This window comes from Sphingobium sp. CFD-2 (genome assembly GCF_024611135.1).
In the GTDB taxonomy this organism is placed as follows: domain Bacteria; phylum Pseudomonadota; class Alphaproteobacteria; order Sphingomonadales; family Sphingomonadaceae; genus Sphingobium; species Sphingobium fuliginis.
Genome location: NZ_CP084408.1, coordinates 177,518 through 199,633, shown reverse-complemented (window position 1 = coordinate 199,633; position 22,116 = coordinate 177,518). Strand labels below are relative to the sequence as shown.

Below are 22,116 nucleotides of genomic sequence, written 5' to 3'. Positions count from 1 at the left end.
GCCATGAAGTCTGCACCGATTCGTCCGGCGTGGAAGAAAATCTGCCTGACCTGTCCTCTTGCGTCAAGTCAGGGCAGGATGTCCGACGGTTTCGGCCCCCAAGAGGTCAGGATGGAACTTCACCCCCAAACGACAAAACACAAGGAAGTACGCCGAGTCGCATTTCAAAGCGATCTGATCCTCGCAAACGGCCGCGCGGAGGGCGAAGAACGTCCCTGACGAGCGATATGACGAGCGAATCGCGCCCAACAGAGCCTGGCCCCCATGCGGTCAGGAAAGCCCCAACCGGTCAGGTTGCATCCCCCGATCGGTCAGGAATTAGCCCCCACAAGGGCAGGCAAAATCCCCCGTCAGGTCAGGATAGGCTTGCTCAAGCCCGCAGAAACGCTGGGCTTTCGGCTTCCCGAATCTGAATCCTTTTGAATCGGAAAAGCTTCCGCTGCGAGCAGCGGCGTTTTGATATTTTTATTTTGAGAAAGAGATTGGCGCTGCGCTTGAAGCAAACATTCAATCCCCCTGTCTGGAGGGATACGCGAAGTTGGCCCTCCACGATAGGCTTCCTCGCCAAAGGACGTCACGAATGGAGGGTGCATGATCAACTTCGCGAAGTTCGAGATCATCGGCCGGATCGGCGAAATCGATGCGCGACCGAAAGTCACCCTGCTGTCGGTCTGCGCGAATCACCGCCGCAAGGGTGACGATGACGAATGGCAGGAAGACAGTCACTGGAACCGCGTGAGCGTCTTCAGCGAGGGCCAGCGCAAGCATATCGCCGACCGAGCCCAAGTCGGGGATCTGGTGCGGATTGCCGGGCGGCTCAAGGACAGCTCCTATGAACGCGACGGCGTGACCCATTACACAACCGATCGCATCGTCGAGGAATTCGGTATCCTCGCAGCCAAGGGCATGCCTGGCTGAATTGGCGGAGAGGGGAGGGCGCAACCGGCAGCGGCGCTCCACCACTTTGCAAGGATTAGTTGATGCCCCTAGCTGTTTCCCATCGCGCCAAAGCCATTGTCGAAGCCCTCGGCGGAACGTGGCGCGGGACGCGCGGCGAATGCCGTTGCCCGGCTCATGACGATCATGGCCCCAGCCTGTCAGTGCGCCTGGGCGAACGGGCGATCTTGTTCCACTGCTTTGCTGGCTGCGATACGCGCGACGTTCTGACTGCCCTGCGCCGGCGCAAACTTCACGATGCGGTGCCGCTCACCATGCCGCGCCCGAAGGCGATGGCCGACCATCGCGCTCTCGCGCTTCGGCTATGGAAGGCAAGCCAGCCCATAGCCGGCTCGCCAGCGGCCGATTACCTTGCCGCACGCGGTCTTGCTCCTCCTTATCCGCGTTGTCTGCGCTACAATCCCCGCACCATTGTCGGGGCAGGTGACCAGCGCCGGTTCTTTCCGGCGATGATCGCTGCGGTCGAGAACGATCTGGGCGTCGTGGCCGTCCAGCGGACCTGCCTCGATCTCGCTGACATCTTGCACAAGCCCCTGTCAAAGCCGAAGATTGCCCTTGGCCTGCTTGGCAACGCGGCCATCCGTCTGGCGCCGGCCGGAGAGGAGCTTGGCCTTGCTGAGGGCATCGAGGACGCCCTTTCGGCAATGGCCTGGTTCGGAACGCCAACCTGGGCGCTGGGCGGCGTCGAACGCCTTGGACTCGTCGCCATCCCCGAACGGGTCAAACGCATCATCGTCTATGGTGATCGCGGTGCCGCCGCTGCCGCCATGCTCAAAAAAGCTCGGCCGCATCTCACAGCCCATGGACGCGAACTGGTGCTCCGCCTCCCGGAACGGCACGCGGATTGGAATGATGCTTGGCGTGTCCGCCGGGCCGCCGAGGCGGCCTGAGAGGGGAGGGGGCCTTCAGGCTGATGACCTGGCGCTGATGCCAGGTGTCAGACCCGGAGATACCCCATGGCCACACAACCCCTCGCGCTCACGCTGCCGCTCGATGATCCCGCCCGGACCGCTGCTCAAGGCATAGCCGACCGGCTGTCCGAAGGCCGTTCGGTTGCACGTAACGACCTCCTTGCCGGGATGACCTCCGCCTTCGGTGGCTCGAGCGCGGATGGCTCATGGTCATTGCGCGACGCCTATGATGTGCTCGAACTCGCGCAGATCCTCCATCTGAAGAACACAACACTCCCGGCAGATGCGAATGTGCGGCTCGCCCAGCTGATCGCCATGACGGCGGCGCTTCCGACGCACAGCGTGCGTAGCGAAACGCAGGTCGCGTTCCAGCAATTCTCGACACCGGCACCGATCGGCTTCCTTGCCGCCAGGGCAGCCGCGATCACGGCACGCGATATCGTGCTCGAGCCCTCGGCCGGGACCGGGCTCTTGGCCGTACACGGTCATTTTGCCGGCGCTCGCCTTCTCCTCAATGAGATCGATGCCTGGCGCGCGCGTTTGCTGCGTCATGCCCTTCCCGAGGGCACATTGAGCACGCATGACGGCGAATTGATCGACGACATGCTCGATCCGCAACTGGTGCCGAGCGTCGTGCTCATCAACCCGCCCTTCTCGCGGAGCCAGGGACGGGGGCGCGACCGCCACGCTGCGCTTCGCCACCTGCGCTCCGCGCTCTTGCGCCTCGCACCAGGCGGGCGCTGCGCCGTCATTCTTCCCGATCGCATCGAGACAGGGGACGCGGATTGGCTGCACGCCACCGCGGGCGCGCATCTCCGGCTGCATCTCGACCTGCCGCCCCATGCTTATGCCAAGCACGGCACCGGGCAAGCGGTTCAGCTCATTCTCCTCGAAAAGGGCGGGGCAGGGGATTGCGTCCCACGCCAGACCTGTACGACGTTCGGCGCTGCGCTCGCGGCCATCGATGCGATGGCGACCCCGTGCGCCCCCACGCCGCAACCGATCTCCCGCCCCAGCGGATTGTTCCGGAGCCTCACGCGGCGGACCCGCCCCGTAAGCTCGCGTGTGGCGGTGACCCTGCCCACGACCCGCGCGGTCGTCTATCACCGTCTCGACGCGCCGGCGCCCGCGGGCGAACCGCAAGGGATTTACCTGCCCTATCGGCCGAGCCGTCTGCTAATTGCCGATGCCCGTGAGCACCCAAGCGCGCTGGTCGAATCGCAGGCAATGGGATCGATTCCCGCACCCCCGGTCGCTTATGAACCCGTGCTGCCGGCCAGGATCTTGGACGACGGCCTGCTCTCGGACGCGCAGCTCGAAACGCTGATCTACGCTGGCGCGGCGTTCGAGCGCGACCTTCCGGGCCGGTTCGTATCTAGCGAGGAGGGTCTTTCGCTGTCGCCGGCAGAGGCCGGTAACGCCTATCGGACCGGCTTTTTCCTTGGCGATGGCACGGGCGCCGGCAAGGGGCGGCAGGTGGCGGGCGTCATCCTCGACCAGTGGTTGCGCGGCAACCGCCGCCACCTCTGGATATCCAAGAGCGAGACGCTGATCGAAGACGCTCGCCGCGACTGGTCGGCGCTTGGCGGCTTGCCGCTCGACATCCAGCATCTCAACCAGTGGAAGCTCGGCACCCCGATCGCGCTGGGCGATGGGATCCTCTTCCTGACCTATGCCACCCTGCGCTCCAACCGCGGTGACAGGGGCACGCGGCTGCGCCAGCTGATCGAATGGATGGGTGAGGATTTCAGCGGCGTCATCGTCTTCGACGAGGCGCATGAGATGGCCGGGGTGGCCGGTGGCGAGGGCCGGTTCGGCGCCACGAAAGGGTCGGAACAGGGCATCGCCGGCGTCCGCCTGCAAAATCTCGCTCCGCGCGCCCGGATTCTCTACGCCTCGGCGACGGGCGCCTCGGACGTCAACAACCTCGCTTATGCGACACGCCTCGGATTGTGGGGACCGCAGACGGCCTTCGCCGACCGGCGGGCCTTCGTGGAATCGCTTCGCCGCGGCGGCATCGCAGCGATGGAGTTGATCGCCCGCGACCTCAAGGCGCAGGGCCTCTATGCCGCGCGGGCGCTCAGCTTCGCCGGCGTCGAATATGACATCCTCGAGCATCGGCTCAGCGAAGAACAGATCGCCGTCTACAATGCCTATGCCGATGCCTGGGCGATCATTCACAACAATCTGCAGGCCGCGCTCGCCGCCACGCGCGTCACCGACGGCTTCAGCGGTGCCACCTATAATAGCGGCGCGAAGGCCGCGGCATTGTCGATCTTCGAATCGACCAAGCAACGCTTCTTCGGCCAGATCCTGCTGTCGATGAAGCTGCCGTCGCTGATCCCGGCGATCGCCGCCGATCTCGCGCGCGGCGACTGCGCCGTCGTCCAGCTCGTGTCGACGGCGGAAGCCATGCTCGACCGTGCCCTTGCCAACCTGTCCCCCGAGGAGCGCGCCTGGCTCGACATCGAGCTGTCTCCGCGCGAATTCCTGGTCGACTATCTGACAGCGGCCTTTCCGGTGCGCCAGATGCGCATCTATACCGACGATAGCGGCACGGTGCGCTCGGAACCGATGATTGACGAGGCGGGACAGCCTGTGCTGTGCCGGGAAGCGATCGCCATGCGCGACCAGCTCCTCGAGCAGCTTTGTGCGCTACCGGTGATCGGCTCGGCGCTCGATCACATCATCGGGCATTTCGGGACGGAGGCAGTGGCCGAGGTTACGGGTCGCAGCCGGCGGATCATCGTCGATGCCGACGGCCGTCAGCGGATCGAACGGCGCAGCGCGCGCACGAACCTCGCGGAGACCGACATCTTCATGCGCGGCGAAAAGCGCATTCTGATCTTTTCCGACGCCGGCGGGACGGGGCGGAGCTACCACGCCAGCCTCGACACGCCCAATCAGAGCCGCCGCATCCACTATCTGCTCGAGCCCGGTTGGCGCGCGGACGCGGCGATCCAGGGGCTAGGCCGCACGCATCGAACCCACCAAGCCTGCCCGCCCCTGTTTCGGCCCGTTTCCACCGATTGCCGCGGCGAACGGCGGTTCATCTCGACCATCGCCCGGCGCCTCGACAGCTTGGGCGCCCTGACCCGCGGCCAACGCCAGACCGGCGGGCAGGGACTTTTCGACCCCCGCGACAATCTGGAGTCCGACTTCGCGCGGGAATCGCTCGACCAGTGGTTTCGCCTACTGTTCCAGGGAAAGCTCCAATCGGTGCGCTTTGATCAATTCCAGTCGCTCACCGGTTTGAACCTGGCCGGGGAGGGTGGGGGGCTCACTGAGACCTTGCCCACGATCCAGCGGTGGTTGAACCGCATCCTGGCACTGCGCATCGACCTGCAGAACGCGATCTTCGACGAATATCTGGGCTTGATCGAAGCACGGGTGGAAAAGGCCCGCGAGGCTGGCACCCTCGATCTTGGCGTCGAAACGATCGCGGCCGACCGAATTTCGATCCTCGACCGCACGGTGATCCGGCGCGATCCCGTGAGCGGCGCCGAAACCGAGATCCTGCGTATCGAAACCGAGGAACGATATCGGCCGCTGACCCTGGAACGAGCGCATTGGCTTCTGGCCGACCCGGAAGCGCGCGGGTTGATCAACCCGCGTTCCGGCAAGGCCGCCATTTGCCGGCCGACCTTCTCGCTGACGGACGAAGAGGGGCGGACCGTGCGCCGCTACGAGCTGGTGCGTCCAACGCGCACCGAACGGCACCGGCAGGACCTCTTCGCCGAAACCCATTGGACCGACGTGGACCGCGCGAGCTTCGACGAAGCCTGGCAGGCCGAATGCGACGCGATGGCCGCGCAGACGCGTACGCAGATCATCTATCTGGTCACGGGCCTGCTGCTCCCGGTCTGGGGAAAGCTGCCCGACGATCATGTCCAGGTCTGGCGGTTGACGAGCGATGACGGCCAGTCGCTTCTCGGGCGTCTTATTCCGGCGCCGCTGGTGGAGCGGATCGCCAGCGCATTCGGCATCGCCGCCCATGTCGCGATCGATCTAGGCGCGCGGGTCGAGCACGTTCGCACCTCGGGCGAGATCATGCCGATCGGGTCGCTCCGGCTGAAGCGGGCCTTGGTCGCCGGCGACCAACGCCTCGAATTGCTCGACTGGAAGTCCGACGCCCTTCCTCGTCTCAAGGCGGCGGGCTGCTTCACCGAGATCATCCAACACCGCACGCGGCTCTTCGTCCCACCGAGCCGCGCCGTCGAGATCCTTGGCGAGATAGCAGGCTGAGCAGCGGCAGCGTCAAGCGATCGAAGAGAGGGGAGGGGGCCTTCGGCCGGGTGGGCCTGAGTGGCTCAAGCCGGCCGACGACGTCGGCGCAACCCTCGAAGGAGACAACCGATGATCCAGTCCGTGAAGGTCAAGAACCTCTCGCTCTCCAAGGATAATGTCCGCAAATCCAATCGCGATGCCGACCTCGACAGTCTGGCCGAGAATATCGCTGCGCATGGCCTGTTGCAGAATCTCGTGGTCACGCCGCTAAAAAAAGCGGGGCACTTCACCGTCAAGGCGGGCGGCCGCCGCTTGCGGGCGCTCCAACGCCTGATTGAGACGAACCGGCTTGCCGCGGACCATGAGGTTCAGGTGCTGGTGCTCGAGGATGATGCCGGATCGGCCGAAGCGAGCCTTGCCGAGAATTTCCATCGCGTCGCGATGAACCCGGCGGATGAATGCTCGGCCTTCAAGCACTTCCTCGACCGGGGGGCGAGCGGCGAGGATGTGGCGAAACGCTTCGGGGTCACGACCCGCTTCGTCGAGCAGCGGGTCCGGCTTGCCGAACTGGCTCCCGTCGTCTTCGCGGCGCTTGCCGCAGGCGAGATCACGCTCGGGGTCGCGCAGGCTTATGCCGTCACGCCCGATGTCGACCGCCAGGCGCGTGTGTTCGAGAGCATGAGCCGGTCCTATTATGGTGACAATCCCGACAATGTCCGTCGTGCGCTCCTCAACGGGACGGTGAAGGCGACCGATGCGAAGGCGCGGTTCGTTGGCCGCGATGCCTATGTCGGTGCGGGCGGCCGGATCGAGCGCGACCTGTTCGGCGATGATGCGGACGAGAGCTGGATCGACGTGGAGATCATCGAGCAGCTTGCCGCCCAGAAGCTCGAAGCAGCGGCACAAACACTCGCTGCCGAGCAGAAGCTGGCATTCGTGACACCGGTCCTCGCGACCCACGTGCCCTATGACATGGAGTGCCAGCTCTACGAATATCATCCGGCGCTGCGCGAATTGCGCGAGGACGAGCAGGATCGCGTCGACAGTCTTTCCGATGAGGGCGATGCGCTCATCCGTGAACTGGAAACCGAACTTGAGGACGGCACACCAGAGGCCGAGGCGGCTTCGGTGCGGCTCGCCGACATCGAGCGGGAACTCGATGCGATCGAGGCGGCGCGCACGATGGTCGACGATGCGGTCAAGGACCAGCTGGGCACCTTCATCTATCTTGCCCCTGACGGCACCCCGCGGGTGCACAGCCGCATGTTCAGCGAGCGCGCCATTCGTCAGGCGGGAGAGGACGGCGAACCCGAGGCGCCGTCCGGCAAGGTCGCGACCTCCCGGCTCAGCGCGACGCTGGTCGACGAACTCGCGACGCAGCGGCGGCAGATCCTGGCGTCCCATGTCGCCTCGGACGCGGGGTTCGCGCTCGACCTCGCGATATTCCTGATCGCGCACCGGACCGTGTTCGCCAGCGGCTATGTCCGGGACCACTCGACGCTGCAAGCGGCCGCCGCGAGCTTCCCGATCGTCGGCTTCCGCGACGAAGGCAGCGCGGCCAGCAACGTCCTGGCCGAACAGCGCCAGGGGCTCGATGTGAGCTGGGCAGGCGGGAACACGCTGTCGTCGCGTTTCGATGCCTTCCGGCAACTGGATGAACAGGCGCGCGCCGATTGGCTTGCCCATGTCGTGGCGCAGACGCTCGAACCGACGCTCAACGTCGACGATGGCGGGCGCCGCAACGGCTTCCACGATCATCTCGGACGTCTGCTCGACATTGATGTCGCGCAATGGTGGCGGCCCGATGCCCAGAACTTTTTCGGACGCGTGAAGAAGGACGTCATGCTCGAAGCGCTTGAAGAGATCGGCGGGCCAGTACTGCGCGGCCGCTACAAGGACGCCAAGAAGGGTGACCTTGCCAATGCCTGCGCGGCGCTCTGTTCCGGGCAGGGCATCGTCGAGGCCGAAGTCCGGGAAAAGGCGCTCTGCTGGCTGCCCGATGAGATGCGGTTTGGCGCGGTGGAGAAGCCCGAAAGCTTCCGTAGCTATTCCGCCTTCCTCAGCGACGAAGACGACAGCGACGGCGGGGCAGGGGAGATCGCCCCCGATGGCGATGCTGATGACCTCGACGAGGCGGCCTGAGACCAACGCGTAATGGCGGGCGGCGCTCTTGCGTCGCCCGCAGTCCTTCATCGGCGGCGCTGGCCGCCGCTCTTTCGTGGAGTATCCACCATGACTCGATGACTCGATCATCGGGCCGGCCCTCGCCGGCCGAGACCATCACGTGCGCCATCATCGACCGGCTCGATGCCGGTGTGCGACCCTGGGTGCGGCCCTGGCGTTCGTGTGCGGCGCAGGGGCGTCCGCTGCGGGCCAATGGCGAGCCGTATCGCGGCATGAACACCTTTTGGCTGTGGCTGGCTGCCGAGCAATGCGGCTATCGGTCACGGCATTGGATGACCTACCGCCAGGCGCAGACCCTTGGCGGGCAGGTCCGTGCCGGTGAGCAGGCGCAATTTGCAATCTTCTACAAGGCCTATTCGAAGAAGGTCGATTCCAGCGAACGTCCCGGCGAGCTGGTCGATGAGCATCGCCGGGTGATGCGGTCCTATGCGGTCTTCAATGCAGACCAGATCGACGCGCTGCCGTCCGATTTCTATCCAGAACCGCTATCGCTCGTCCCACCGGGCGACCGGCTCGGTGCGCGGGCACAACGCTTCGTCGATCGCCTGCCGGCGCGGCTGCGGACTGGAGGCGATCGCGCCTATTATAACCTGCGCGCAGACCTCATCACGATGGCGCCCGTCGAACAGTTCGACACGCGTGCTGCATGGGCGGCCACGCTCGCGCATGAGGCTGGTCATTGGACGGGTCATCCAGACCGGCTTGCCCGATCCTTCGGCAAGCGCTTCGGCGATCAGGCCTATGCGTTCGAGGAGTTGGTCGCCGAACTGTCGGCAGTGAAGCGCCCCGGCTTTTCAGGAGGCAGTTTCCATTGGGCTATGCAGCCATATCGAGGTTCTCGAGGGCTGCATAGTAATTGTCTTCAGCCTCAGCGGGCGGGATGTGCCCGATAGGGCCGAAGAGCCGGTGATTGTTGTACCAATCGACCCAGCGCAGCGTTGCCATTTCCACGGCCGAAACGCTTGGCCATGACCGCTGCCGCCAGATGACCTCGGCCTTGTAAAGGCCGTTGATCGTCTCGGCCAAGGCGTTGTCGTAGCTGTCGCCGACGCTACCAACCGAGGGAACGAGCTTGGCCTCGGCCAAGCGCTGAGTATAGTTCATCGCGAGGTATTGAACTCCCCTGTCGCTATGGTGGATCAGCCCGTCATCGGGGCCTGGCCTGCGGGCATGAATTGCCTGCTCCAGGGCATCCAGAACGAAGCCTGCAGTGGCTGATGTGCTGACCTTCCACCCCACAATCCGCCGAGCAAAAGCGTCAATCACGAAGGCGACGTAGACGAAGCCCGCCCAGGTATGCACGTAGGTGAAATCGACAACCCACAGAGCGTTGGGCCGGCTGACGCGAAACTCCCGATTGACCTTGTCCAGCGGACACTGCGCCTTCGGGTTGCTGATGGTGGTGATCGTCTTCTTTCCACGCCGGACGCCCGCCAGCCCCATGGCGCGCATCAGCCGTTCCACCGTGCATTTCGCCACCATGATGCCTTCACGCCGCATCTGGTGCCAGACCTTGCGTGCGCCATAAAGGCCGAAGCTGGCCTCATGGACCCGCTTGATCTGTTCCCTGATCTCCTCATCGCGCCGGGCACGTGCCGGACGCCTTCCGGGATCGGCACGGCGCGCGGCATGTTCACGATAAGAGGAAGGGGCGATTGCCAGCTCGCGGCAGATCGGCTCGATCCCCAAATCCTCGCGATGGGCGTCGATAAACGCCATCATCATCTCCCGGGGCGGTCGAGCTCCGCCATCGCAAAATATGCTGATGCCTTGCGCAAAATCTCGTTGGCCCTGCGCAGTTCCTTCACTTCGCGCTCAAGCAATCTCAGGCGTTCCCGGTCATCAGCGGCAAGCGCCGCTGGCCCCGCTCGTCGGCTCGCCTCCTCGCGGCACCAGCGGCGCAGCGTCTCCAGCGAGCAGCCGATCTTCGCCGCGATCGACTTCATCACTTCCCACTCCGAGCCATACTCAGCTCGCTGCTCCGCCACCATACGAACCGCCCGCTCGCGAACTTCAGGTGAAAATTTGTTGGTCGTCTTGCTCATATCGGATGCTCCTTCTCACAAGTTGGAGCCTCCGGAAAAGCCGGGGCGCTTCACAGCGCTGGTTGGCGCCGATGTGGGTCTCCCAACCACCCATCTCGACGATCATGCGGCCTATATCGGTTCCTGGCTTTCGATCCTGCGCAGGGATAATCGTGCTCTGCTCACGGCGGCGGCGCGGGCAGAGGAGGCCGCAGGCTACTTGCTGCGCGCAACGGGTCTTGCCCGCGAGGATGTGGATGAGCAGGCCGCCGCTTGAGCCGGTCGATAGTATTGCCTGTTCATGTGATCATCGCGATGACGGATCCAATGACCACAGTCCGCGTCTTTCCGGGAGGGGTCGGCAAACGCCAGATGTCTGCTCCCGACCAAACTCAGTCATCCACTCGAACCGGCGCGAACGCCTGAGTCGGAGCGGAGCCGCCATTCGGCGAAAGCATGCCCATGCGCGGAAATAAGCGATGGCGCGGTGGGCGATAGGGAGAGGCAGCGTTCTGTTTTGGGATGAGCGAGTCAGAACTGCGTTTTGGAGAAACGGTGCAATCTGTCTCAATCGCGTTGGGTGGTCCCGCTGATCGACCACACGGCGAGCACATCGCCCGTCTTTGGATTTTCGACGCGCAACTCAGCAAAGTCGCCGACGATCATACATTGTGGTCTTTGCTGCCATCCCGTTCGCTGAAGACATTGTACCGGCCCGCCCGCCTCGACCGACTGCATGCGTCCGATGATCCTCAGCGCAAAGCCGCGCGCCGGATCAAAATCACCCGGCTCCATCCGCTTGACGATCTCGAGCCTGCGCGCACTTTTATCCGCGTCGCCTTCAATGAAGCGCGCGATCGCAACCTCGCCTTGAGACTGGCTGGGTACGGCGACGTGCGCCGCACCGCCCGGCGCGGACGCCGGACAATGTGTTGCCTTCGACCAGGGCCTGGCGATCCAGAAGCCTTCGAGCGCGGCCTTGTCTGCCTCGGTCTCTGCCGAGAACCATGCGCTGCGTGCCCATCGCGTGGGATTAATCCACACGCGTAGCGTGGTCTTTGCTGCGTCATATTGCCATCCGAACGGCGCCGTCCGGTCGCTATCGACGAGCCCCTCGCAGCCGAACGGGAGCACCAGATCGAAGCGCCGGCCCGCCGCTGATCGTACTGCCTCCGGCAGAGGACGTGAAGCACTGGCAGCATCTACTGCGTCGGCGACTAGGTCGATCAAGCCTGCGCGTTCCAGAGTCGGTGGCGGCGCTATGGCTGCTGGCGGCGGCGGCGGCGGCGGTGCGGGCTGGGGCGTCGTAGCGGTCGACGTTGGAGCGGGGGGCTTAGGCGCCGTTGTGCGGCCGATCAAAAAGCCACCGCCGCCCACGAGCAGCAGCGCGATGAGCCCGCCGGCCAACGCCAATCGACTGGAATGAGGGGTCGGCTCCTGCATAGGACCCTCCTAGCAAAGCATCCGCTGCTCTCCCACCCCGAAGACCTGTTGGCGCGTCTTCCGTTGACAGACGGCGACCTTGGACCGAGGCAGAGACGCAATGACGCTCGATCAACTTCTTACTCTCCTGGTTCTGGCCACGGTCGTTGCCGCGCTCATCTGGGACAAGGTGCGTGCGGACGTAGTAGCGCTGAGCGGCGCGGCCTTTTTGCTGATTACCGGGGTGGTGAGGCCGGTCGAGGTGCAGAGCGCTTTCGCCAGCCCAGCAATCATGGCGCTCGCCTCGCTCTTTGTCATCGCTTACGCGCTGGAGCTTAGCGGCCTGCTCGACCGGGCGATCGCTTTAGGGGTGAGCCTGTGCAAGCGCATGGGGTCTAAGGGGATCTGGCTGCTCCTGAGCATGATTGGCTGCGCCTCATGCTTTCTTAACTCGACGCCCATTGTTGTGCTGGGCGCTCCTGTTATCCGCGATATCGCCCAGTCGCTGGGTCAGTCGCCCAAGCGCTATCTGATGCCGCTTTCCTATATCACCGTGCTGACCGGTTGCTGCACGTTGATTGGTACCTCCACCAACCTGCTTGTCGACGACATGGCGCGCGTCGCGGGACAGCCGCGCTTCGGCTTCTTCGAGATCACCCCTGTGGGACTGCCCGTTGCGATCGTCGGCGGTCTCTATCTTCTCCTGGTGAGCGGGCGCATGCTTGCCCGGCCCGAAGAGGAAACGCCGATACGCCCCAAGGCGATCGACCCGCATGCGATCCACAGCGCGCAGATCGGAGACGCCACTCTATTCGCAGAGCCGCGCGCCTTGCAACCACGCAAGGCCGCACTGGCGGCCGGTATATTCGTAGCCGTGATCACGCTTGCGGCCGTCAACATTGCACCGATCGCCGCAACGGCGCTTACAGGCGCTGTCGCGCTCATCCTGCTTCGCGTGATCAGCCCGGATGAAGCCTATGCTGGTCTCAAACCGGAAATCCTTATCCTGATCGCCGGGATGGTCGTGCTGGGCATAGCCATGGACCAGAGCGGATTGGCATCGCAGGCCTCGCGACTGCTTATCGCCAGCGTTGAGGGGCTGAGCCCGCTCGTTGCACTCATCGTGCTCTACGGCGTCACCATGGTGCTGACCGAACTGCTCTCCAACGCCACGGTCGCGGTGTTGGTGACGCCTGTTGCTGTTGCGCTGGCCGACAGTCTGGGGGTCAGTCCACGTCCGTTTCTTATTGCCGTCATGATGGCGGCCAGCGCGGCGTTCGCGACACCCTTTGGTTATCAGACCAATGTCATCGTCTACCAGATGGCGGGCTACCGCTATATGGACTTCGTCCGCGTCGGGCTACCGCTCAATCTGATCACGTTTGCAGTGGCGATCCTAGCGATCCAGGCGGCCTTTCCTTTTTAATGCCGCTCTCTTGAGCCGCTTAGGCTTCGAAAGGCCAAGCAGCTCAACTTGTGCGCTCACGCCATGGATGCAATAGCGTCCCTGGGTGTTCGCCCCCGATAAGGGACGGGCAGGACTTCGTGCTGGTCGGGCCGCCAGCACGATAGCTGTGCCTGGAGCCCCGTCTCATGAAGACTTTCCGTGTCTTACACCCCAGCGCCATTCGCGCCTTTCTCAACAGCCAGTCTTCTGCGGGCCTGGTGTTGATGGCGGCCGCTGCGCTGGCACTCATCATCGCGAACTCGCCCTTGCGCTCCGGATATGAGGCGGTCCTTCATTCAAACCTCGGTCCGCTTTCGCTGGCGCACTGGATCAACGATGGCCTGATGGCCCTCTTCTTCCTGCTCGTCGGGCTGGAAATTAAGCGTGAGATGCTGGACGGCCAGCTATCCACCTGGCCGAGGCGCGTCCTGCCGGGCATCGCTGCCGCCGGCGGCATGGCCGTGCCCGCGCTCGTCTACCTTGCTTTCAACCAGGGGCCAACTGCGGCAGGCTGGGCGATCCCTGCCGCTACCGACATCGCTTTCGCGCTCGGCGTGATCGCGCTCCTGGGCAATCGCGTCCCCGCATCGCTCAGGATATTCCTCGCGGCGCTGGCGATCATCGATGACCTGGGTGCTGTCCTTATCATCGCGCTTTTCTATACCGCTGACCTGTCTCTGCCTGACCTTGCCGGTGCCGGCATATTCACCGGCATGCTTTACGGCCTGAATCGCCTCCGTGTGCGTCGCCTCCTACCCTATCTGATCCTGGGCGGAGCCCTGTGGTTCTTCGTCTATCGCTCGGGCATCCATGCCACGCTCGCCGGGGTTATTCTCGCGTTCACCATCCTTATGGACCGCACACCCGCGCGGCCTGATGGCGACGCGCGCAGTCCACTTCATCGTCTCGAACATGGGCTTCATTTGCCGGTTGGCTACCTGGTCGTGCCGATCTTCGGCTTCGCCAATGCCGGTGTGCCGGTGCTAGCACTCCCGGCGGGCGCCTTTGCCGCACCGGTGACGCTTGGGGCAGCGCTGGGTCTGCTGCTTGGCAAGGTCGCTGGCGTGCTCGGGGTTTCGATACTCGCGATCCGGCTTGGCATCGCGCATATGCCAGCCCATGCGACCCGTTTGCATATGCTCGGCGTCGCTCTCTTATGCGGGATTGGCTTTACGATGAGCATTTTCATCACGCTCCTGGCCTTTCCGGGCGCGCCGATGCTTCAGGCGGAGGCGAAGCTTGGCGTTCTCATTGGATCACTTGTCTCCGGACTCCTGGGGTATGGCGTGCTGGCCCTCGCCATCCGCCGGCAAAAATCCGACGCGGTCTGAGCAGCCCCACCGCATCGCACGCCGCCCGCAGAGGGCATGGGATCGATCTGAAGCCGAGAGGCACCACCAGCGATCACTGGATCGATGAACTCATCGGGTGGTGCAATCTCGCGGCTTGGTGCGGTATTTGAAGGGCCGATGGGCTTGGATCGCTAAGTTGGAAATGACGGGTTTCGGCAAAACCTGTCATCCAAGGACGCGCTTGGGAACGGCAGAAACGTCCCAAGCTCTGCCTGTTCGGGAGGCGTCGATCATGATGCGACGAGATCCAGCATCCGAGATTTGACACGATCGCTGGAAAATCGCTGCTCCTTGATTCCATGAAGCCTCAGCCCCTCGCCAGAGGATGCGCATGCTTGGGCCATCGCGCTGGCTGCCGCAATCCGGGGCCAATCCGGCCGTGTTGGCGCTTGCGCGCCTGCCCGCTCCACCCGGCATTGTCCCGGGTTTCCCTTGGGCTTTGCCCGGCGGTGCTGCCGCCGCTTCCTTCGATGGCCCGGAGGCTGCGCATCCGGCGGATGGGCCGCCGGCCCCAAGTGGAACGAAAGGCAAAGCTCATGACCAGCACTCTCTCGGCGATACTCTCCGCCCTCGAACTTGGTCATCTTGATCACACTGGCGACCTGCGCACCCTGGAGGCGCCGCCCCCCGCCGAAGCCATGGAACAAACCGTCAGCGCTGTCTGGAGCGATCTTTTCGCGCTTTTCCCCTTTAGTGCGCTCGAGCGCGACATCGAGGATCTGGGCTGGGGCCTGGTCAATCTCTTCCACCGCGCCGCCGCCAAGAAGCACCAGATGATCGACCGGCTGACGGACGAGATTCGGCTTCTGCTAGCCGAGCAGGATGGCTCGGAAGTCGCGACCGCCGACCTTGAGGACAAGATCGATCTCGCCCGCAAGATCGAACAGTCCGCCGAGGCCTATGAGACCATGCGCGACACGGCGGCCCGCCATTATCTCCACGAGACGGGCCGTTCCTGGGTGCCGGCGTCGGGCAACCGCATTTCTCTCGGCACGACCGCGGCGATAGTCGATGGCCGGTCCTATCTCCAGGCGCGGCGAGAACGGGTGCGCGATGCCAATATGGTCCATGGTACGCCCGTGATCTTCGCCGGCGGGCGGCTGCGTTTCGCCAGCGACGACGAGGCCAAGCAGTTTGCGGATAACCTGCTGCGAACGCTCAATGCCGTCCGCGAGCGGGTGGGCGACATGTATCTCGTCCATGGCGGTGACATGAAAGGCATTGAGCGCCTGGCCGCGTCCTGGGCCGAGCAGAACGGCATCCAGCAGCTGCGGTTCGGGCTCGATCGCAAGCTCGGCGATCGCGCCGGGTTCCGCCGCAATGAGCAGATGCTATCGGTCAAGCCGCGCTACGTTATCGCCTTCCAAGGCAATGGTGTCACCGAAAGGCTGGTGATCGAGGCCAAGGCGCGGGGCATCCACGTCGTTGATCGCCGCGGACCGCTTGGCACACCGCCAGCGTCGCGACCCTGCGGCTGATCCGCCGCGCCGGCCGCTTTGGCGGCCGGCTTACCCCGTTTCGAAATGCTGCGAATGCCGGAGGGGAGGAGGGCAGGGCGGGTGCGTCCCGTTTCCCGGAGGTTTGCATCATGTTCATGCCCGATCACCCCACGGCGCGCGCGCTCCTTGCCTTTCGCGCGGCGCATGGCCGCCGCTGGAAAGCGAAGCTGCTATTTTTGTGGTCGACCGGCCGCGACGTCGAAGAGGCCAATGGCGCCTGCCTGCGCCAGTTGCGCAACCAAGGCGGCCCGGCATGGCTCGGCCAGCTGTCGCCACGCCGCTGGCGCGCGATCGAGAGATTGGCGGAGCCCGGCGATCGACAGACCGCCTCGATCTTCCTTGATCGCGCGCGCGAGTTTCACGAAGGGGCACGCTTTGGAGCCACCGTTGCTCTTGCTCCCGCGCTGCACCTGCTGGCGATATCCTGCGAGCTGGGGCTCAAAGCCTATCTTATGAGCCGGGGCTGGTCGCACGATGAGGTCGCGCGCGATATTCGTCACGACCTCATCGCCGCCTTCGACGAAGCGCGGCGGCTTGGCCTGCCCACCCGAGGCCGTATTCTCGTCGATTTGCTTACAAGCCTCGGTCCCGCCTATGCCGGGCATCGTATCGACGCGCTGGTGGCGGATGGTTATGTTTGCGATTTCGCGGCCGTGCTGCGCGCGACTGGCTCGTTCCTCGATGCCGTGGCGGCCGGACTGAGCCTGCCGATGCCGACGCCGTAACTGCGCCTTCTTGCCCGTCCCCTAGCATGAGCATGCCATGGTTTGGGTTCCGCCGGACGGCGGCGCGGGATATGGTCCGTTTCGCCGCGCGGCTTGGGCGGCGGGCGGGGCAAAGTCGAGCTTGAGGTTCGCCAAGGCATTGGACCGGCGTGGCCCTATAGGTCGGGGATGCCCGTGATTACCATGAGGGGTTCCTGGCACGGCCAAGCGACGAGCCGTCTTTCTCCTCATCTGACCCCTAAGTCGGCCGTCCGGTCCATCCAACCCGCGATCCTTCGGGCCGAGTTGCCGTGTACCACGGCTGCCCGCACCACCCCTTGTCTCGGGGTTTCCCGGCGCTGCGCCTGCCGGTGGATGATCCGTCCTGTCCGCCTTGGCCGGGGATCAGTCGAAGGGACGGTCCCTTGGACCCAGTTCGAAGGAACTCCAGCCATGCACAATCTCGTCATCCTCGCCGGCAATGTCGGCGCCACGCCCGAAGCCCGCACCACCCAGGGCGGCACCCGCATCACGCATTTCAGCCTCGCCACCTCGCGTCCGAAGCGCGACAGCAACGGCAAGATCCTCCGCGACGACAACAACCGCCGGCTCGAGGATACCGAATGGCACCGGATCACCTGCTTCAACGGGGTCGGCAAGACGGTCGAGCAGTATGTCGACAAAGGCATGAAGGTCATGGTCCGTGGCCGCATTCACTACACCCGCTGGACCGACAACGAGAATATCGAGCGCTACGGCGTCGAGATCATCGCCGATGAGGTGACCTTCCTCACCCGCGCCAAGGCGAACGACAATGCGGGCGGCGGCCACGAGCCCGAGGATGATGAAATCCCATTCTGAAATCGGTCCCATCAGGCCCGGCGGCCTCGCCGCCGGGCCTATTTCCCTGCTCGGGCGGGAAAGGAGGCAAGCGGATCAGCGGGATCGGCATCGCCCTTGGGCATAGCGATCCCAGCGCAGCACGGTGCCGGTGCGGATCATGGCGCAGCTCAGGTCGCCGATAGAGGGCGCGGCGCACCAGGCACCGGTCCTGTTGCCGCGTGCGTTGCCGGTTGAAAGGCAGCGCATGGTGGGACCATCGACCAGAATGTGGCCCGTGCTGGTCCGCCCCTGAGCGCCGCCGAGCAGATTAACAAGAGCGTCACGGGCGGCGAGGGCGCTCGCCTCGGGGCAGGGCTGACCTGGCCGGCAACTGCCGTCCATCTCGCGGGCCGCAATTCCGGCGAGACGGACATGCACACCTTCGCGGCACCAGATCGGCCCGTCTCCATCCCAGACGCGCGTCGGTGTGCAGGTGAAGACTTGGCCATCGGGAATGACGGTGGCGGCAAGCAGGAGTGCGAACAGCATCGCGGCGACGCTAGCCCAGCGGCGCGTGCTTGTCATGCCACCACCGCTCACGGCAGGGATCGTCACCCTAATGGGCTGAGACTTGGAAATCCAAGTCTCAGGGCGAAGCCTAGAGCCCGATCCGGGTTCGCCGGAGCCGCCCGTTCAGCTCTTCACGGTTCTCCGGAAATTGCCGAGAACAGAGCACAGCTTCTGGCTTTTACGCTTCAGATCAGCGAGCCTTTCTTCCGCTTCGGCTTGCTCGCAAAGCAGCATAAGGCGTTCAGCCTGCTGTCCGCGGATCGAGACATGGCGCAAGATCACGATCCATTTGCCGGTTCGCTCAAGCGCGATCTTCGCCTGACCATGGGCAAGAAACGACCGTAGGCCCTCGAGTGTGCGGAGATCCGAAAGGGCCTTGGCGGCCGCCTTTCCTTCTTGAGCGAAAGCGCCTTCTGCCTCGATAAGTTTGCTGAGGTCATCGAACCGCTGACCGATCAAATGCCGCAGCCGTACTGTCTCCCCTCGACCCGGAATGGCCTTGAGAAGGAGCAGCGTTTCGGTGACGGCCGCTTCAGCCGCCGAGAAATGCTGCAAACACGCGCCTCGCCACGCGTTCACATCTTGGATCGCCTGGTTCCACAAGGGATCATCGTTGGCAATTTCGATTGGCGCACCTTCATCCATGCCAAACGCCTAGCGCTGCCGCCTTTATTTTCCTTGAATCAATGACACGCCCTCCATGGCAAAGCCGGGAGCCGTAGGCTCCCGGAGGAGCCATCAGGCGAATGGATCATATTCGGCCACCAGGGCAACGCTGCCGTCCGCATCCTCTGCGGTGATGACCCCATATTGCTGCCCGATCGCGATGACGAAGGTGACCACCATGAGGCTGCGCGAGAGACTGAAGGCGTGACGACGAGCGGTTGCAATGTCGGTGAACATGTCGGGGTTCCTTTGCGCGCCGGCGGGTCCGTCCCGCTCGACTGGCGCCCGATGTGTCCAGCCGGCGGCCGCGATCACTTTTTTGGCGCAGCCCAAAAAGCCGTAGCGCAGCGACCGGACCCCTTGCGGGTTGATCGCAATAGGCCGCCGGTCGGACCAAGGATCGCGCCTGATTGAGAGCGGGTGGACCCGCCGGCCATGACCCCCATGATCCCGCCGACTTTTGCCCCGGCGGTCACCCCGCCCCGCCGGTCCGACGATGGCATACCCATCATTTGCCTGCTGCTTCGGCATTCCCACCGATCTCGAACTTCGGCTTGAGATGGGCGTAATCGAGAGGGTGAGTCTCCTGCAGTCCGAGAGCGCCAATCACACGGGTGCGACACCGGACAGGTGTCCACGCCATTGGGTCCTTTTCCGTTGTCGGCTTCCTGGTCGGCGCGCGGGGCCGAGCAAGCCCGCATAGGCGGGCTTCTCCACTGCGTTGCGACCCTCCGGGTGCACGACCCCGCTATGACGCCGCCCTTTGGGGCGCCTGTCGGAAGGCCCCGATGGGCGGGGCTGATCCAGACCGGAGTCACAGCCATGTCGCAGCCTTCTCAACAATCGGCAGACCGAGCCGAGCGGATCGACCGCATCGCCGCACTGAATGACAGCCTGCGGAGATCTATTTGCAGCCCTGGCCGAAACCAGATCGTCATGACCGCGGGCGTTGCCGCGCTGGTCGGGGATGTGTCCCTCTTCCGCGGATTTCGCAGACGCGCTGAGATCCTGCGCACGGTGCGAAATTATGACAGCTTCAATTCCGACAACGATCCATTGGGCGAGCATGATTTTGGTCGCTTCGAATATGACAGCGCCATTCTCTACTGGAAGATCGATTATTATGATCTCGAGCTTGCCTGGGGCTCACCCGATCCAGCCAATCCCGACGTCACCACTCGGGTTCTGACGATCCTACTCGCCGAAGAATACTGATCGGCACGGCCATCCCCCTGACCGGGGGGATGGCCGTGAAAAGTCTGCTTGAGCAGACTGCGCGCAAAGGATGTCCACGCACCAAGTGCGCTCGGGGAGGGGAGGGTGCACCGGAGCATCGCCCCCGGGCCGGTGCAAAGCCGTGAACCGCCGCGGGATCAGACCATTTGAGGAGTTAACGCCATGTCCGCTTATTTCGCCGCCCATCCCGATCACGCGATCCTCTTTGCGTTCGGCTGTTTTGCGCTCACCGTCTACCTGTTCCGCTATGTCGGTCCGGGCATTGGCGGTGGCGGCGACTGGTCATCGCGTGACCATTATGAGCGCAATCTGCGCGACGGTCCGGAAGACTATTGTTGAGCTGGCCGCCCCGATGAGGACGATCGCTGTGAGCCTTCTCAAGGGCGGGGTAGGCAAGACCTTCCTCGCCACGCATCTCGCCTGGTATCTGGCCGAAGCGGCGGGACGCAGGGTTGTGTTCGTTGACCTGGACCCGCAAGGTAGTTCCTCGCGCCGTCTGGCCGGCGAGCGGCCGGGTGGCTTCGCGGCCGATCTCTTCGATCCATCGGCGGCGCTTGCCGCCGATGGCCAGGTCGGGCTCACTTTGCTCGCTGCCGACCAGCGTTTGCAGATGATCAAGGCGGCACAGGATGTGCGCGACTTTCTCGGCCGCTTTCCTGCGCTCGCGCCTCATTTCGACCTGTGCGTGATCGATACCGGTCCCAAATGGGACGAGCTTACCCTGAGCGCTCTCGCGGTCGCCGACGCAGTGATCGCGCCGGTCCAGGTCGCCGAAGATTCAGTCGAATGCGCCAAGATGCTGCTGACCGCGCTGCGCAAGGCCGAGGCGGCGAGGGCAGGGCGCAAGATCGATTTCCTCGGATTGCTGCCATCAATGGTCAACCCGTTCGACCGGCGCGAAATAGACAATGCCGTCAAGCTCGCCCACGCGGTGGGCGAGCGGCTGATGTTCCCTGCCTTCATCAAGGCGCGACCGACCTATAAGCATGCCGCGGAAAATCATCGACCGGTCTGGATGGAAGGGGGTGGCGGCGCCAAGGCGGCGGCCGAGGAAATTCGGCCGATCCTCGCCGAGATCGAACGGCGACTGGGTTCAGCGCCAGCGGCCGCCGCCTGATGGGTAAGTTCGATGAACGCATCGAGGAGTTTGGCCTGTTGGTCGGCGCGCATGAAATGGCGCGCCGGGTCGAGGATATTCCTTTGGAGCGGGTCATCCCCGACCCCGGCAATCCCCGGCGCAGTTTCGACGACGACGCCCTGGCCGAGCTTGCGGCGTCCATAGCGGCCCGCGGGGTCTTGCAGCCGATCACGGTTGCTCCCGCCGACGCCGCTGGCCTGTATCGCATCCGGTTGGGCGAGCGGCGCTTTCGTGCCTCCGAGCTCGCGGGCCGGGTGACGATCCCGGCGATTATCGTGGCCGAGGGCGAGGGAACCCATCTGCTGGCCGATCAGATCGTTGAAAACGATCAGCGTGCGAACCTGTCTTCGGTCGAGCTCGCTCATGCGATTGCCCGTATGCTCAAGGGCGGCATGAGCCAGGTCGAAATCGCTGCTGCGCTGGGACGCTCCAAGCAGTTCGTCTCGCTCTATGCGGCCTATGGTGACATGCCTGCCTATCTCAGGGAGGCGCTCCCGCGCGCGCCGATCCGGCTGCTCTATGACCTGCATCGCACAGCCAGGGATTATCCTGCGGAAGTCGAGGCCTATGTGGGCGCCTGGGATGAGAGCGGCGCGACATTGGCGGAAGGCGCGCGGTTCATTGCCGGGCTGAAGGGTAAGGCGGACATTCCCAGCATCGAGGCAACGCCGATGCAGGCCGCGGCAGTGACCGTCGCTCGTCCGGAACCGCGGGGAGGGACTGAGCCAGTCGCGCGACCAGGGGAGCAAACGCCAGAGGCCAGCCTTGCCGTTGAAGTTGATGGCCGTCCCGCGCGTCTTGTCCTTGGCCCGCGTGTCGTCGTGATCTTCGGCGATGGTTCTCGGCAAGAGGTGGCGACCGAACGACTTTGCTCCGCGTCTGAGGGACGCCCCGACGCCGCGATGCTCTGACCCTCTTCCTCCGCGTTCGCATATCCTGTTCGTGTGTATGTCGGCC

Annotated in this window: 20 protein-coding genes and 1 other annotated feature; of the genes, 15 read left to right on the top strand and 5 right to left on the bottom strand. The window is 64.3% G+C overall.

From position 1 onward, the window contains the following. The first annotated feature begins 591 nt into the window (after positions 1–591). The 5 genes from LDB29_RS28195 (at position 592) to LDB29_RS28175 (ending at position 9,172) form a co-directional block, all read left to right on the top strand. The gene (locus tag LDB29_RS28195; protein WP_015449217.1) at positions 592–918 is read left to right on the top strand and encodes a single-stranded DNA-binding protein; all 327 of its coding nucleotides are present in this window, start codon (positions 592–594) and stop codon (positions 916–918) included. Positions 919–980: 62 nt separating this feature from the next. Then, complete coding sequence (locus LDB29_RS28190) at positions 981–1,847, top strand: toprim domain-containing protein (protein WP_137710500.1); 867 nt, start codon at positions 981–983, stop codon at positions 1,845–1,847. Positions 1,848–1,913: 66 nt separating this feature from the next. Continuing rightward, complete coding sequence (locus LDB29_RS28185) at positions 1,914–6,113, top strand: strawberry notch family protein (RefSeq protein WP_171010095.1); 4,200 nt, start codon at positions 1,914–1,916, stop codon at positions 6,111–6,113. A gap of 111 nt (positions 6,114–6,224) precedes the next feature. Next, on the top strand, positions 6,225–8,237 hold the full coding sequence (locus LDB29_RS28180) for a ParB/RepB/Spo0J family partition protein (protein WP_065846519.1): 2,013 nt from the start codon (positions 6,225–6,227) through the stop codon (positions 8,235–8,237). A gap of 98 nt (positions 8,238–8,335) precedes the next feature. After that, a complete protein-coding gene (locus tag LDB29_RS28175) occupies positions 8,336–9,172 on the top strand; it encodes an ArdC family protein (protein ID WP_257558665.1) in 837 nt (278 codons plus the stop codon). Here LDB29_RS28175 and LDB29_RS28170 read toward each other — a convergent pair. Then, positions 9,096–10,324 (bottom strand): IS3 family transposase gene (locus tag LDB29_RS28170; RefSeq protein WP_128830678.1). Its coding sequence is split into 2 segments (ribosomal slippage): positions 9,096–10,036 and positions 10,036–10,324, totalling 1,230 coding nucleotides; the frame shifts between segments, so codons are not numbered across the junction. The two genes, LDB29_RS28175 and LDB29_RS28170, sit on opposite strands and share 77 nt — an antisense overlap. Continuing rightward, positions 9,927–10,043, bottom strand: a sequence feature (AL1L pseudoknot). (Overlaps the previous gene by 117 nt.) Before the next feature lie 73 nt (positions 10,325–10,397). On the opposite strand from LDB29_RS28170, the gene LDB29_RS28165 reads away from it, so the two are divergent. After that, complete coding sequence (locus LDB29_RS28165; protein WP_021223750.1) at positions 10,398–10,580, top strand: zincin-like metallopeptidase domain-containing protein; 183 nt, start codon at positions 10,398–10,400, stop codon at positions 10,578–10,580. A gap of 290 nt (positions 10,581–10,870) precedes the next feature. On the opposite strand, the gene LDB29_RS28160 is transcribed toward LDB29_RS28165, so the two are convergent. Then, entirely contained in the window at positions 10,871–11,533 is a 663-nt protein-coding gene (locus LDB29_RS28160; RefSeq protein ID WP_253719234.1) for a hypothetical protein, read from the bottom strand. A gap of 313 nt (positions 11,534–11,846) precedes the next feature. Here LDB29_RS28160 and LDB29_RS28155 point away from each other — a divergent pair, with 313 nt between their 5' ends. The 5 genes from LDB29_RS28155 (at position 11,847) to LDB29_RS28135 (ending at position 17,588) form a co-directional block, all read left to right on the top strand. After that, complete coding sequence (locus LDB29_RS28155) at positions 11,847–13,151, top strand: SLC13 family permease (RefSeq protein WP_015449371.1); 1,305 nt, start codon at positions 11,847–11,849, stop codon at positions 13,149–13,151. A gap of 167 nt (positions 13,152–13,318) precedes the next feature. Then, the gene (gene nhaA, locus LDB29_RS28150; protein ID WP_015449370.1) at positions 13,319–14,503 is read left to right on the top strand and encodes a Na+/H+ antiporter NhaA; all 1,185 of its coding nucleotides are present in this window, start codon (positions 13,319–13,321) and stop codon (positions 14,501–14,503) included. A 557-nt stretch (positions 14,504–15,060) separates the two neighbouring features. Further along, positions 15,061–16,002: a DUF2493 domain-containing protein gene (locus LDB29_RS28145; protein ID WP_020820493.1), complete on the top strand. Its 942-nt coding sequence runs from the start codon at positions 15,061–15,063 to the stop codon at positions 16,000–16,002. A 110-nt stretch (positions 16,003–16,112) separates the two neighbouring features. Further along, positions 16,113–16,748 (top strand): hypothetical protein, encoded by a 636-nt coding sequence (locus LDB29_RS28140; protein ID WP_137710502.1) that lies wholly within the window; start codon positions 16,113–16,115, stop codon positions 16,746–16,748. A 432-nt stretch (positions 16,749–17,180) separates the two neighbouring features. Continuing rightward, a complete protein-coding gene (locus LDB29_RS28135) occupies positions 17,181–17,588 on the top strand; it encodes a single-stranded DNA-binding protein (protein ID WP_046765830.1) in 408 nt (135 codons plus the stop codon). Between the two features lie 75 nt (positions 17,589–17,663). On the opposite strand, the gene LDB29_RS28130 is transcribed toward LDB29_RS28135, so the two are convergent. The 3 genes from LDB29_RS28130 to LDB29_RS28120 all read right to left on the bottom strand — a co-directional run bounded on the left by LDB29_RS28130 (position 17,664) and on the right by LDB29_RS28120 (position 19,022). Continuing rightward, entirely contained in the window at positions 17,664–18,098 is a 435-nt protein-coding gene (locus LDB29_RS28130) for a thermonuclease family protein (protein ID WP_025546704.1), read from the bottom strand. A gap of 144 nt (positions 18,099–18,242) precedes the next feature. Further along, positions 18,243–18,764, bottom strand: coding sequence for a hypothetical protein (locus LDB29_RS28125; RefSeq protein WP_021223781.1), 522 nt, complete (start codon positions 18,762–18,764; stop codon positions 18,243–18,245). Between the two features lie 93 nt (positions 18,765–18,857). Continuing rightward, complete coding sequence (locus tag LDB29_RS28120) at positions 18,858–19,022, bottom strand: hypothetical protein (RefSeq protein ID WP_007682673.1); 165 nt, start codon at positions 19,020–19,022, stop codon at positions 18,858–18,860. A gap of 585 nt (positions 19,023–19,607) precedes the next feature. On the opposite strand from LDB29_RS28120, the gene LDB29_RS28115 reads away from it, so the two are divergent. The 4 genes from LDB29_RS28115 to LDB29_RS28100 all read left to right on the top strand — a co-directional run bounded on the left by LDB29_RS28115 (position 19,608) and on the right by LDB29_RS28100 (position 22,070). Then, the gene (locus LDB29_RS28115; protein ID WP_021245272.1) at positions 19,608–20,000 is read left to right on the top strand and encodes a DUF3768 domain-containing protein; all 393 of its coding nucleotides are present in this window, start codon (positions 19,608–19,610) and stop codon (positions 19,998–20,000) included. Between the two features lie 183 nt (positions 20,001–20,183). Next, on the top strand, positions 20,184–20,360 hold the full coding sequence (locus LDB29_RS28110) for a hypothetical protein (protein WP_017182162.1): 177 nt from the start codon (positions 20,184–20,186) through the stop codon (positions 20,358–20,360). A 13-nt stretch (positions 20,361–20,373) separates the two neighbouring features. Continuing rightward, a complete protein-coding gene (locus tag LDB29_RS28105; protein WP_021245271.1) occupies positions 20,374–21,138 on the top strand; it encodes a ParA family protein in 765 nt (254 codons plus the stop codon). Beyond that, positions 21,138–22,070: a ParB/RepB/Spo0J family partition protein gene (locus tag LDB29_RS28100; protein ID WP_015449366.1), complete on the top strand. Its 933-nt coding sequence runs from the start codon at positions 21,138–21,140 to the stop codon at positions 22,068–22,070. Before LDB29_RS28105 ends, LDB29_RS28100 begins: the two co-directional genes overlap by 1 nt. Positions 22,071–22,116: the final 46 nt, after the last annotated feature.